14 protein-coding genes are annotated in these 12,693 nt (G+C 47.6%); 1 reads left to right on the top strand and 13 read right to left on the bottom strand.

Annotated elements, in window-relative coordinates:
* The first annotated feature begins 1 nt into the window (after position 1).
* Complete coding sequence (locus LVJ88_RS09205; RefSeq protein WP_085418979.1) at positions 2-997, top strand: hypothetical protein; 996 nt, start codon at positions 2-4, stop codon at positions 995-997.
* On the opposite strand, the gene LVJ88_RS09200 is transcribed toward LVJ88_RS09205, so the two are convergent.
* The 13 genes from LVJ88_RS09200 to LVJ88_RS09145 all read right to left on the bottom strand — a co-directional run bounded on the left by LVJ88_RS09200 (position 971) and on the right by LVJ88_RS09145 (position 12,648).
* Positions 971-1,390 (bottom strand): hypothetical protein, encoded by a 420-nt coding sequence (locus LVJ88_RS09200; protein ID WP_085418978.1) that lies wholly within the window; start codon positions 1,388-1,390, stop codon positions 971-973. The genes LVJ88_RS09205 and LVJ88_RS09200 overlap by 27 nt on opposite strands.
* A 109-nt stretch (positions 1,391-1,499) precedes the next feature.
* Positions 1,500-1,898 carry a DUF5131 family protein gene (locus tag LVJ88_RS12660; RefSeq protein WP_416171761.1) on the bottom strand — a complete coding sequence of 133 codons (399 nt, stop codon included), beginning with the start codon at positions 1,896-1,898 and terminating at the stop codon, positions 1,500-1,502.
* Complete coding sequence (locus LVJ88_RS09195) at positions 1,792-2,523, bottom strand: DNA-methyltransferase (protein WP_233127655.1); 732 nt, start codon at positions 2,521-2,523, stop codon at positions 1,792-1,794. Before LVJ88_RS09195 ends, LVJ88_RS12660 begins: the two co-directional genes overlap by 107 nt.
* 66 nt (positions 2,524-2,589) lie before the next feature.
* Entirely contained in the window at positions 2,590-2,892 is a 303-nt protein-coding gene (locus LVJ88_RS09190) for a hypothetical protein (protein WP_107873936.1), read from the bottom strand.
* Positions 2,893-2,953: 61 nt separating this feature from the next.
* Positions 2,954-3,238: a hypothetical protein gene (locus LVJ88_RS09185; RefSeq protein WP_125940247.1), complete on the bottom strand. Its 285-nt coding sequence runs from the start codon at positions 3,236-3,238 to the stop codon at positions 2,954-2,956.
* A 179-nt stretch (positions 3,239-3,417) separates the two neighbouring features.
* Positions 3,418-4,485: a relaxase/mobilization nuclease domain-containing protein gene (locus tag LVJ88_RS09180; RefSeq protein ID WP_085418977.1), complete on the bottom strand. Its 1,068-nt coding sequence runs from the start codon at positions 4,483-4,485 to the stop codon at positions 3,418-3,420.
* 15 nt (positions 4,486-4,500) lie between these two features.
* On the bottom strand, positions 4,501-5,046 hold the full coding sequence (gene mobC / locus LVJ88_RS09175) for a plasmid mobilization relaxosome protein MobC (protein WP_050809989.1): 546 nt from the start codon (positions 5,044-5,046) through the stop codon (positions 4,501-4,503).
* 68 nt (positions 5,047-5,114) lie between these two features.
* Positions 5,115-6,053 carry a hypothetical protein gene (locus LVJ88_RS09170; RefSeq protein ID WP_085418976.1) on the bottom strand — a complete coding sequence of 313 codons (939 nt, stop codon included), beginning with the start codon at positions 6,051-6,053 and terminating at the stop codon, positions 5,115-5,117.
* Between the two features lie 115 nt (positions 6,054-6,168).
* Positions 6,169-6,444 carry a type II toxin-antitoxin system RelE/ParE family toxin gene (locus tag LVJ88_RS09165; protein ID WP_004285819.1) on the bottom strand — a complete coding sequence of 92 codons (276 nt, stop codon included), beginning with the start codon at positions 6,442-6,444 and terminating at the stop codon, positions 6,169-6,171.
* Positions 6,431-6,631, bottom strand: a complete 201-nt coding sequence (locus tag LVJ88_RS09160) for a hypothetical protein (RefSeq protein ID WP_004285818.1) — start codon at positions 6,629-6,631, stop codon at positions 6,431-6,433. The genes LVJ88_RS09165 and LVJ88_RS09160 overlap by 14 nt, the downstream gene beginning before the upstream one ends.
* Before the next feature lie 113 nt (positions 6,632-6,744).
* Positions 6,745-9,762 (bottom strand): LPD7 domain-containing protein, encoded by a 3,018-nt coding sequence (locus LVJ88_RS09155; protein ID WP_244694149.1) that lies wholly within the window; start codon positions 9,760-9,762, stop codon positions 6,745-6,747.
* A 141-nt stretch (positions 9,763-9,903) separates the two neighbouring features.
* A complete protein-coding gene (locus tag LVJ88_RS09150; protein WP_085419022.1) occupies positions 9,904-10,545 on the bottom strand; it encodes a hypothetical protein in 642 nt (213 codons plus the stop codon).
* Between the two features lie 57 nt (positions 10,546-10,602).
* A complete protein-coding gene (locus LVJ88_RS09145) occupies positions 10,603-12,648 on the bottom strand; it encodes a type IV secretory system conjugative DNA transfer family protein (RefSeq protein WP_085419021.1) in 2,046 nt (681 codons plus the stop codon).
* Between the last annotated feature and the right edge of the window lie 45 nt (positions 12,649-12,693).

Here is a 12,693-nt window from a genome sequence, read left to right as displayed (position 1 = left end):
CATGAGGAAAGTTAAAATTACAGAAGCATACTGCGTTGAATTGGGAGATGTAGTAGACATTGACCGTGCTCATGAAGAATCTATGAGAGGAGGAGCACCTTATAAAAGATTTGAGTTTCTTTGCTCTGACCCTAGATGCAGGGAAAAGGGTGTGAAAATAATAGGGGTAAACTACGATAAACCTATCTCTCAACAGCAAAATGCAATGCATTTCCGAGAAAATCACGAATATAAACATCATCCCGATTGTGAATGGGTAATCATGCATAATTACCTGAGCCACCCATCTCCACACCCGGGTGAAACAGAACGTTTAGCTGTAATCCGGCAACAAACTTACAATACAGTTTCTGACTGGATTACAACATACACACCTTATGAACCTGATACCGGGGTTCGTACAGAAAGCAGTCCAGTAACTGTTTTAGGTTCAAATACAGTCAATCCCTCCTCCCAGTCCCAAGACAAAATACATACGGGCAGCCATGGAAGAACAACTCATTCCTTTCAAAAAATTTGCCAATATCACTATGAACTTGCAAAAGTACTGCCAAATTTAAATGACTTAAAAGAAATCCCATTGCACGTAACAGGCTTAGGAGATACCAATTTCTATAAGTATTTTCGGTTAATCAAATATGCATTAATACTGGACAATGAAGAACATGAGTATGACTGCATATTATTTGGCCAGCTTTCCAACAATAATGGAATAAAAAAATATGGAACAGGTTTTAGAGTTAAGTTCTGGGCGAAAATAAATGAGCTAGCAGTCACTATTTATATATCGCCAGAGCAAATACGCGAATACCGCCATCGTAATGCTCTGCTTGATATATTGAACAATTATGAGAAATTTGAAAGTTTGACAGCGTATTTTATACCAAAGCCTAACATCGTTACTGAGTATAAATTTGATTCCGGTTGGAAGGAAATACAAATAACTATCTCTGATTTGAATTTTTTTAGATTAATTGGTACGCCTAAAAAAACATAATTGATTGTTTTCAGATATACAAGTATCCAGCTCGTACTGATGAAGGATGAAAGTGACCAACTTATGAATATCGACTGTATCCAGCATTTGAATATCTGCATCCTCTGCTTTTTTTAATCCCTCAAAAAGCTTAGAGGGCCAAACATTCTCTCTTCCTACCGTCAGCGTCAGAGAAAAGGTTTCTCCGTTTAATCCGTGCATGTCCACCGCAGAAAAACAACCATCTTTATAACGGTAAAAGTCCCAATGGATTTTATCAATCCCGTTCAGATATTTATCAAGATATGTAGTCAATTGATTAAGTTTGGCTACCCACTGTGGGGTTATTTCATCTCGCCCCAGTGTTGAATCAAAAATATAATTTGTGGGGTATTGATGTAATTTGTTTTTCATATCAGATTCCTTTTTGATTTCTAGTTTACTTAATTGCTGAATAATAATTTAGGAAACCCCTGTTGAAGTTCCCCATTGAGCAAACATCCATTGGCACGCTTACTGCGCTTTATGCCGTCTGCTCCCCGCCCCATTGTTTGAAGAAAAACGCGGTTCCGGCAGCCTCGCATTGCCGTCGGATGTTATCTACCCAAACAGGCCGAGACCTTTGCAAAACCCTCTCGCAATTCACTTTCTGATAATCGGACGGGAAAAGGCCGTCGGCATCAAAACAGGCCGTCTGAAAACAGCCGTACCGATGCCAAAAATCCCAAAACCAATATTCCTTTTCGCCCGCATCATTGATTAAATAGAGACGTGCGCCCAAATGCTCATAGGCACAAAAATCCCGTAAAGCGGAATCAAGGTCTTCGTACAGGTGTGTGCTCGCGGTTACTGCGGTGTTGGGTTGCACGCTGGCCGGGATTCGGCATTGCCGTGTATTTGCCTTTCGTCCGGCAGAAATCATTTTGTCGGTTTGCGCCGGGGCGTTCGTAACTGTCCGAAGGCTCCCGGATGGCTTCATGATCGAAGTAGTAACGATTGTTTTTGGATAACAAGAAGAGATATTCGTGTGAGCGGACGCAGCGGTCGGTGACGGATTCGGGCATCGGGTTGGTTTTGTGCCAAATAATATCTTGGCGCAAATACCAGCCGTCTGCCTGCAAAGCCAGGGCGACGCGCCACGGAATGCCGATCAGGTCTTTGGCTTTGAGACCGTCTGATAGCGGTGTGCTTTTCAGACGGCCTGTCAGTTGGGTTCTCGTCTGAAATGAATCTTGATATCCGCTAAACGGGCTGCCGTCGGCATTGCGGCCTTTGCCGCTGCCTGCATAACTGTCGCCGAGGTTGAGCCATAAGGTTCCGTCATCGGCCAATACATCACGCACCATACGGAACACTTCTACCAAATTGCCGACATACTCATTCACGGTCGGCTCCAAGCCGATTTGTCCGTTACAGCCGTAATCGCGCAAACCGTAATACGGCGGTGAGGTAATGCAGGTTTGAACTTTCACGCCTTGCCGGGCCAACCGGGGGAGTACAAGGCGGCAGTCGCCAATATGAAGAATGGATTGGTTGTGATGCTTCATTTTCGTCCTTTTAATATCCATAAAAAAACACCGCTGAGCGGTGTTTTGGGAATATTACAAGTTATATCACTTATGACTTTTTTGATTAAAAAAATCCTGTAAATAACTATGAGCATAATTTAAACAGTCATCTATGCTATTAAATACCTGCTGCTCAAACGGGGGAATTGTATGGTAATCCAGTACATAAATTTCTTCATCTGCAACAACTTCCTCCGGTGCGTAAGTAGGTTTGAGTCGATAAATTTCCCGTCTCAACAGTTGTCCAAAGTATTGGTTATCCTTTTGTGTAATTTCTACACGAAAAACTAAAACATCATCATCAATTTCAATCACCGGTAGGGTGAATGTTTTGATTTCATAGAACATTTCCATCTCCTAAATATTAATACTTTTTCCTGACTGGTTTTATTGTTTCAAAATATCGTTTTCACTTTCTACCATTTTTTTCGCTGTCGCAAAAACAGTGTCTAGGATAAGTGCCACGAGGTGCTTTTTGTGTTGCAACCCTTTTGGCTTCTTTACAAGCATCGTTTTGTGATACTTTGGAAGTTGCAGTACCAAAAGTTTTTGTAGGTGTCTTAGAAGGATCCAAACTTTTATCGTGTATTTGAATATAACATTGAGCTTTGTCAGTAAACACTTTGGCAGATACAGTTTGAGGAAACAGAACCACAGATGTAGTTACAATAAAACTTAATAAAGACTTTTGCATTGCACCCTCCGAACTAAATACTAAGTAACAAATTAATACTAGAAAAGATTTGATTCTGTTTCTGTACTCAAAGTTCTGACTGCATCAAAAAACCTTCTTTTCTAAACATAATAGAAGTTATATTAAATATCATAATAATAATAAATTTAATTAAATCAATATCTTGATTTTATTTTAGTTTAACGCTGAATATCCTTATCTTGCTTGTCGCGGAATACCATTGCCTGAGATTGCAATTTTTCAAGATCGGGGCGCTTATTGTGGATACTGTCGTATTGATTCTGCGCCAGGGTATTAAACGATTGCCCGGCCACTTCTTTTGCCAGTTGGCTGATGATGCGGGCTTCGGTTTTATTGCCCATCTTATAAAGCTCTTTGGCTATTTGGCCGTATTGCTCCAGGACAATGCCGCGCGTCTGTATGGTTTCTTTTAGATACGGATGCTTGGGGCGGTCATTGTTTTTCAAGGCTTCTATCAATTCGACGGCCTGTTGTCTTGCCACATTGGACAACACACCACGCTGCCGCATGGCACGCAGCAGGCTGTTTTCCGGTTTTTGGACTTTTCCCCGGTGTATGCGCTTGGTGGCCGCGCACATCACTCCTTCTTCGCGTAACTTTTCGGCAAAACGGACGCGCCACTCGAACAGATCGGCTTTGCGCGGGTTAAGCCGCTGCCCGAACTCGTCCCGCATCAACACGCACAAGTGGACGTGAGGGTGCTTCGGCTCGTCGGGATCGTGGCTGTCGTGGTGCAGGCCGAACACATATTGATGCCCGGCAAATTGTTCGGCGGCGAAGTTGCGGGCGGCATTCAACACCGCATCCGGCGGCGTGCCTTCGGGCATAGACAGCACAATATTGAGTGCTTCCTTATGTTTGCTTTCTTCGGGAATGCCGAGTTTCCGCCAGTCGTCTGCAAAATCCATGACTGCACGTTTTCCAACCAGCTTTTCGCCGGATTGCGTTTCCAGCGGCACTTCGCCATTACGCGATACATAATCCAAATGGTTGCGGACACCTTTCATACCTTTGGAATTGTTACTGAGCCGCTTGGGAATTTTAACCATAACTTCCGGGTGTTTAAGTGCGGCGGCGCGCAAGTTGGCCAAACCGCTACCGGGCTTCAACGGCTTGGCATGGCTGCGCCGCCCATTGCCGAAATACAGCCCGCCGTCTTTTTTGGCTTTGACGGCACGGGTTTTATAACCCAAAAACCAATCGTCTATTTTTCGGTGCAATGTCATCCTCACTCCTTCCGGTTACTCCCGCTTCCTGCGGCGGTTGGTTTGCAGCACGTGGTTTACATTGCCGACGTGGGCATCAATGAACTTTTTCAGGTCGGTAATCTGTTGGCTGCTTAAAGATATGTTTTCGCCCGCATTCAGACGGCGGGCGATTTGGTTGAGGTTTCTGCCTATCATGACCAATTGGTAGTTCGACTGCGACAGCACGTCGGCTTCAAATGCCGACAAAATCGGATGATGCGAGATATGGGATTGGATAATATCTCTGACGACATCATTGATGGAGCCGCGACGTGTCTCCGCTGCCGCCTCAAGATAAGCACGGTCTTTATCAGGTAGGCGCAGGGTGATGCGCTTTTTACATTTGGGTGGCGGCAGTTGTACCGGATCGGGTTCGGCGGCTGCTTCCAACTCCGCCTGCAACAGTTTTTTGGCCAATAAAGATACACTGGCTTTCCCGAAACGTTTAAAGGCCACTTCGCGAAGAGATTGTAATTCGTGTTCTTTTAGACCAAACACCCTGACAGGTATTGATTTCGCTTGGTTAGCTGTTTCATTCATAAATCATACATCCTGAAAAAGCCTGCATCGCGTATAGATGCAGGCTAATCTACAAACGCTATTCAGAATCACCGCTCAATACCGGTTTCAGGTTGCCGCTCCACCGTAACCTCATATTTATTTGCGGCTGCCTGCGTTTGCGAACGGTAAAAATTAATCCGTGCCTGTAATTGCACATCGGCAGGCAAGTCGGCGATGGTTTTTTCCAACGCATGTTCCAAAACGGTGCGGTGCTGTTTGTCTGCCGTTGACAACGTGGCCGTCTGCATCAGGTATTGGTGTTTGAGTACATTCAAGCTGCCTTGCGGACTTTGCTCCGACACGCCATTGGAAAAGGCCGTCTGAACGGTTTCAGACGGCCTCATTGAGCTACTTAAACTTTTTTCAGATGGCTCTGTAAAGAGACCGTCTGAAACATTGTCCGGCGAAGCAGATTGCCATGCTTTATCGGCAACGGTATCTTGAGCGGGGTTTTCCATACTGTTTGTTTTCAGCGTTTTTTCGCGTTCCTGCTTATGCAGGGCACGGATATGATTATAGGTATCGCGGAATTTGGCGTATTGTTCCCCTTTAACGCCTTGCAAATGACTGTAACCGAACTCCTGTTTGTCTTCGTGCCACACAATACGGGCTTTTTCCACGCCCGGCACGAAAAAGCGGTTGGGATACTTGCGCCATTGCGTAATTTCTCCCGCTTCCAACATAGGCTTTAAAAATTCGGGAATCGGGGTGCGTGCGACATAATCAATTTTCCGCTGCTCCCGCTCAATGGCCGCCTCTGTTTTTTCGATGCTTTTTTGAAGAGTGCGCAAACTCTCATTCTGTCGTTCCCAACGGTTCATGGTCGCTTGGCCGTTGCGCTTGTCGTTAAGCGGTTGGCCGTTTGCAGACTGCACGTCGTCGAAATGCGCCTGTAATTTGTTGTCGAAAGCAGTCTGCTTTTTGGCCAAAGACTGCTGCAAAATCTCCATGCGTTTACTGTCGGCGGGTTTGCTTTCGTTCTCCATGTACTTACTCCGAAACAAAATAAGCCTGAACTGCGATGTCCGGGCGGTATGGTTCAAATGTGAATATGGCCGTCTGAAATTTCAGACGGCCATAGGCGATAAACAAAATATAAGGTTACGGATATTCTTTCCGTACATGAAGTACCGACAGGATTTTCACACGGCTTGGGGATACTTCGTAAATAATCAAGTAATTAGGGTGTATCACATATTCTCTGGTATCGGCCACGCGACCTTTTCTGCCTATATACGACAGGGTGGACAAATGCTGAACCGAATCATGTATCAGCAAATCCATTTCAACGGCTGCATGAGGATTGTCTGCAAAAATAAAGTCGAGAATATCGTCAACATCAGACAATGCGCCTGCCGACCATTCAATGATGTGCATTTTTCAGGCGTTCCAGTCTCTTCATCCGTTGCTGCTCAAAGTGCGCTAATGCTTCTTCATGGCTGACTGTGGAAGCAGCACGGGCGGACTCGACCTTGTTTTCAAGCCATTGCAGGTAAGAATCGGCTTCGTTCGGGGAATCGAATTCCGAAAGTCTCGGATCAAGTTTCAATGCGGTTTCTGCCATCGCGGAACCTCTTTCAAAAGATTGGATAGGGCTATCGTGCCTGATACGGCTTTGTTTTGTCAACGGATAAGGCCGTCTGAAATTTCAGACGGCCTTATCTCAAAGGAGCAGCATTAACGCTCAATTTCCATTTCTTTACCTTGCGAACGTTCATGCTGTTGGTTGCGTTCGGTTGTTTGGTTGGTCGGCGTTTGCTGATGGGCGGGCTGCTTAATCGGCTTGGGCAGTTTCAGCTTGGAACCGCTCATCTGTTTGGCCGTATGCTCATAATAGTTGGTCAATGCCAACGTGCGGGCATCACCTTTCAGGCCGCGGATGGTGTCTAGAACATTTCGCTCGTGCCATTGCAGGTGCTGTTTGTTCGCTTTAGACAACTTGGCTGCCTTATCCGCGTAAACCGCTTTGGCCGACAGATAGTTTGTCTCCAAAGCAGCCGTTTTCATACGGTTTGCCTGTATAACCACTTCGGAGCGGATTTCGGACTGCCCGACGGCTTGCACGGGAACGCCTAGCTGTGTATCGGCGGCAGGGGAAGAATTGATCGTAGCGTCAGACGGCAATTCATTCTGCGCCATCATCTTATCTGCCTTCGACAGCATCTCCACATCGGGCTTGGTGGACACCTTTTGCTCGCCTTTAGCCGGCGTTTCTTTCTCCTGCTGCTGCCGGTTGTCTTGCACGATCTCCATTCTGAAAAGATTGCGCTCAACTTCTTTTTTCTCGGTACCGGTAACTTGGCCGTTTTCATCACGGACAGCTACTTCAATCTCAACCGGTTGTTTACCCAACTTGTGCAAGTGGATGCGGTCGCCGACTTCGGCTCCGCTGCGTGCCATTGCATCGGGAATATCCACGCCCCAAACGGTGCGTTCCTTGCCCTCGCGCTCCAACACGATATACGGACTGAGTTGCTCTTTAGGGTTGTGGCGGTAATGTGCCGTGCCAACGTCCACAATCCGTTCGCCCACTTCTGCGGCCGATGCGGTTTTGGCCGCTGCGTCCGCTTGGGTCTCAGACGGCTTTTGCCGCTTATCGCCGGGATATGGGGCGGGCGCAACCTTTTCCTTTACCGGCTCTATTGCCGGTGCGCGTTCGGGCTGCGGTTCGATGGCATTCAGTGACCGCTCTTGCCGCATCCGCTCCAACAAGGCCAAGTCTTCGGGTTTGGGGCGGTATCCGGTGGTGCGGATACCCCGGCTTTCAGCCGCCACATACATCATGGATTTAAACTCTTGGCTGCCGCTGATTTTGATGCTGTCCCAGCCTTTCTCTTTGGCCACCTCGAGCATATCGTTGATGGTTTGCATATCGGTTTTGGCGGTACTGATTTTTTTACCCGCATCCACAAACATCACGGTAGTGTGGTTGGCTGCCGACAAATATTTGCCACCGGCAACAACGTAACGGCTCTCAATGCTTTCCGGCGGGATACGGTAATTCAAATCAGTCACGGGCTTTTTGACTGATGCGGCATCATGTTCGGGTATCCCTTCGTTTTTCTCCGGGGCGTTACCCGGAAGGGGCGATTCCCAGCCCGCTTCTGTTTTACGGAATGTAATCAATTCACCGTCGTGGGTTACGCCTTCATACTCGCCTATATCGCCCGCTTTATCCAAATCGGCTTGGATTTTTTCCGGTGTATCCTGCAAATACTGGGTATCGGTGCGTGGATCGTGCATTTCATAGTGTTTGAAATCACCTTCATAATACGAATGGCCGGATACCCCGTCGGCGGTACGGCCTCTGCCGAAAACGTGATCGGGATCCACACCCTGATAGGGTTCGGGTTCTTTGCCCCGACGCAGCGCAGTATATTCGATGGTATTTTCCGGCAAGGCGGCGTTTTCAGACGGCTTTCCCGAAGCGGCTTCCGTCCCAACTGCATCATGTTCGTTACTGTTCATCTCTTGTGCCTGCTCCTGTAAAACAGAAGCCGCCTCAGTTTGGGCGGCTTGGTGTGGCGGTTCGGCGGGCGGCGGCGCGGAATAGCCCGACAAGCGGGCTTCTTCGGCAACTACGGCTGCCCACTCTTCATCTGTCATGGCGGATGCGGCTGCGGGGCGCGGTTGCCCGACTTCCGGCGCGACAGCGGGTGCCGCTTCAGGCCGTCTGAAAGCCGCTTCCATTTTTTCACGCACTGCTTCGATACCGGCCAAATGGTGCAAGTCGTTAAAATCGCTCGGCAGCTTGGGGCGGCCTTGTTCGTCCATGCCGTTTTCCTGTTGGTATTGTCTGATTTGGGTCATGGTAAATTCCGGTTCGACAACCTGTGCCCGACCGCCGAAGTATGCCGCTGCCTGTAAAGCCTTTTTCATACCTGTCTGACTGGCATCGTTATCTACTGCAAGCGTAACAGGTACGTTTTCAGGCAAACTTTTGGATAAACGTTCCGATACCGTTACCATATTTCCGGCATGGAACGCCACGATAACGGTTTTACCCGTGGCTTGGTGGATACTTGCGGCCGTCGCAAAACCTTCGGCGATTACGATACCGTTTTGGGTGTTGGCGGCGTCGCCCACTACCGCAAAACCGCCTTGTACTTGGCCGTCGGCCAAAAACCGCTTGCTGCCATCCTGATTGATGGACTGGATGTTGACAATCTCGCGGTTGTAATACACGGGCACCAACAGATTATTGTCGCCCTGATACATGTTTTGTCGCAGCCCGGCAATTGTGGCCGGATCCGTAATGCCTTTGGCTGCCAAGTAGGGGTGGCTGATGTCGGCAGGTGTAGCACCTGCCCAAATCCGTTGGGCGAGATGTTTTACTTGTTCCTTGCGTTCGGCACGGGCTTGTTCTTCGGCCAAACGCACCGCTTCCCGCTCTGCCTGAATCCGCGCCTGTTCTTCGGGCGACGGCGGCGTATAGGGTTTGTCGGAACGGTAGCCGTTGGCACGGGCGTGATAAAACAGAGAGCCAATGTGTACCAGCCCGGGTTTGAATGATTTCCAAGCTGTTTTAGCATCACGGGCATTATAGTTATCCGCTCCTTGAGACCAGCTGTCCCACAGGTTAAAACCTTCTTCGCCCAGCTCGTCTTTCAGGGCTGAGCCAATCTGTATCCATGTGTCGCGGTCATGGGCATCGATATAAGTTAGTGCATTACGGATGTCATCGTAGTTGCTCATAACTGTTCTCCAAAATTAAAACGGCCGTCTGAAATTTTCAGACGGCCTGTGTATAAACGTTAATTTAGCAGCTTCCGCTTGCGGCTTTATAAGGGTTTAAAAATAAATGGGCATATTAAATTCAGACGAGTAAATGCAGTTTTATCTATCTTCAGGAAGTCCCCGAATCGTTCCAACGGCTGGAGGCGGATAGTCGCGTATTGATGCAAATCCGGTGCGTGTCTTCGGATCATAAGAAACGGTATTGAGTTTATAAGAAAACAACTTATCCAGTCGGCTGCCAATTTCAGTGTCCAAATGCGCAAAAGGATCATGCAATTCTCTTGTTGCGAGCAATACGGCGAAAGCAAAGGCCGCATCGCAACCATCTTCATTTAACAGTTCAGAGGGAAAAATTGTCCGACCATCATCACTATTACCTATAATGACTATTTGGGTATGTGTAATCGCCTGCCAACATGAAATATCTGCATCGTTATCAAATTTATATTTGATTTCTTTTCCTGAATTATCTGTTTCAATAACTGTAAGCTGTCCGTTTTCATGTGAAAGGTGGACACGTTCCGTTACCTTATCCAAAACTTCTTGCGCAATGTGTTCGGTATTATTCATGCCGATATATAAATCAACACCCCATGCGTGTTCCAAATCATGCAGTATTTCTTCATTGCCGAGTGCTAAAACGGCTCTGATATCCCTGTTCTTTGTTTGATTCTGCTGACTTGCAATATAGCGGTTACGTTGCCGTTCCGTTCCCCCTGTTACCAACACAATTCTCTTCATCTTCAATCTCCAAAAAAATAGACGGACACAAAGGACCGTCTTTAATTCAAGCCTAAATTAAGCCGCTTTCGGCTTGTCGTCTGTCGAAGTGTTTTTCAGGATTTCCGACACGATGGCCATTCTGCCTTCACCCCAGTTTTGGATGATGACCGGCACCACTTCGGCCACAAACTCCGGCTTGCTGTCCGGCGGAATCAGTGCCGTAATCAGCGCACGGGCAATCTCTTCGTTGTTGGCTGCTTCCTCCCATTTGAAGCTCGCCATATCTTCGGGGGAAACATAGTCCGGTGTTATCACTTTCGGCGGTTGTTTTTTAGTAATGGTAACTTCTAAAACGGGAACATCCGGCACAGGCCAGTCAGCCCGTTCGCTAAAAATGGGATCCTCGTGATAAACGATTCTGTCTGCAAAAATGGCATTCACGCCTTCCATTGTGATGATGCAGTTAGTGTTCGACATCGTTTTAAGCTCATCAGGATTCATTACCGCCCGCTTTTGATCACTGATGTTGCTGCCGGTGCTACTGCTGTTTTTGCCTCTCGAACGGGAAGATGATTTCGCCTTATAGGTGTAATAGCCTATCAGCTTACTTAACTCTTCAGCATCTTGTTGCTCCCGGGGGGCAAAAACGATACGGGCTGCGAATGTGGAAAAGAACGTTTGACTTGCAGCTTTGCCATAGACGTTCTCAACTTGTGAAGGAGCCTGAAAAACGGGAACGGGACGGATACCGTAACCGGCCAAATATGCAATACCTTCTTCAATCGCACGAATGCGGCCAAGAGCCGTAAATTCATCCAACATCAGCAGGCATTGGTATTTCAAATCTTTGTTGTCTTTGGGCAACCCCTGCCGGACATTCACGTCGACAAGCTGGCTGAAAAATAGATTGAGAAGTGTACCGTACACTTTCAATTCTTCCGGCGATACCCCCAAATAAATCGTCATCAATTTACGGCGGACATCATCCAAGTAAAAATCATCACCGCCGGTGGCCGCCTCAACCGCCGGATCCAAAAAAATCGCCAGCGGCGCGGTCATGGTGGACAAAACATCACCGCTGGTTTTGGCATTTGCGTTGGCAAAGCCCAATAACAGTGTTTTGCAGTTGTTGCTGAGTTGAGTTGTATCCGGTTGTGCCGCCCGCAATTCAAACTCTGCCCGTATCCACTCTTGCAGGGTCTTGCCGTCTGTTGGGGTGGTGAGGCGGAACAGGTTGGCCATCGTGGTTTTGTTTTCCAGCTGGCTTAAATCGCGCTCCTTTTCAGTCTCGATCAAATACAGCAACAATCCAGCAAACAACTTTTGTGCCTCCAACTGGAAAAATTTTGCGCTTCCTCTGTCTTCCGTTGGCAGAGGGTAAAACACCGCTGCCACCGCCAAAGCATCCTTGTAGGTATTAATCGGGTTTCGCCGCACATAAGTCAGAGGGTTCCAACGGTGACTGATAAGGGGCGCACTTTGATCGCGGTCGTGATACGGCATCGTGCCGCTTGGATTGAAAAAATAAACTTTGTGGCCGTGGGCAGCTCGGAACCCAGCCGTAATGAAGAAATTCTCTTTTTTAACGTCATTTACAACCATGCTTCCGTTGTAATGCAGACAATTAGGGATGACAAAGCCCACACCCTTACCGCTACGCGGACGTGCGGCCAAATATACAGGGCTGTCAGACGGCCAACGCAGATATTCACCGTTAAACTTTCCCATGATTAAATCAGGATACTTATCGGGCTTGGGCTTTAGCCAAAACAGTAACGGTTTTTTCTCCAACAAACCGGCCTTTATTATTTCACTGGGCTTGGCAAAGCGCGCCGAGCCGTGCAGTTCTTTTTTCGGGCGGGAAAACAACGCTGTCAGAAACAATACCACAACGAAAACCGGCAATAAGGCAGCAACAACGCTGGAGACGTGCAGCCGCCAAACCATGCCTTTAGGCAACTGTTCGATATGCTGCCAATATTTGATAAGCAGAAATACCGACGGTTCGGTTTTTAATCCTAACCATTGTGTATAAAGCATAGCTCCGACATACAAACCGCCACAGACGGACACGGCCATCAACAGACAGAATACAAAAGCCGCTACCAAATATTTCTTCATGGACAAACTCCAAATCAAAGGCCGTCTGAAAATTTCAGACGGCCT

This window comes from Neisseria dumasiana (assembly GCF_022870885.1).
Taxonomy (GTDB): Bacteria; Pseudomonadota; Gammaproteobacteria; order Burkholderiales; family Neisseriaceae; genus Neisseria; species Neisseria dumasiana.
This window is presented reverse-complemented; position numbering and strand designations above follow the sequence as displayed.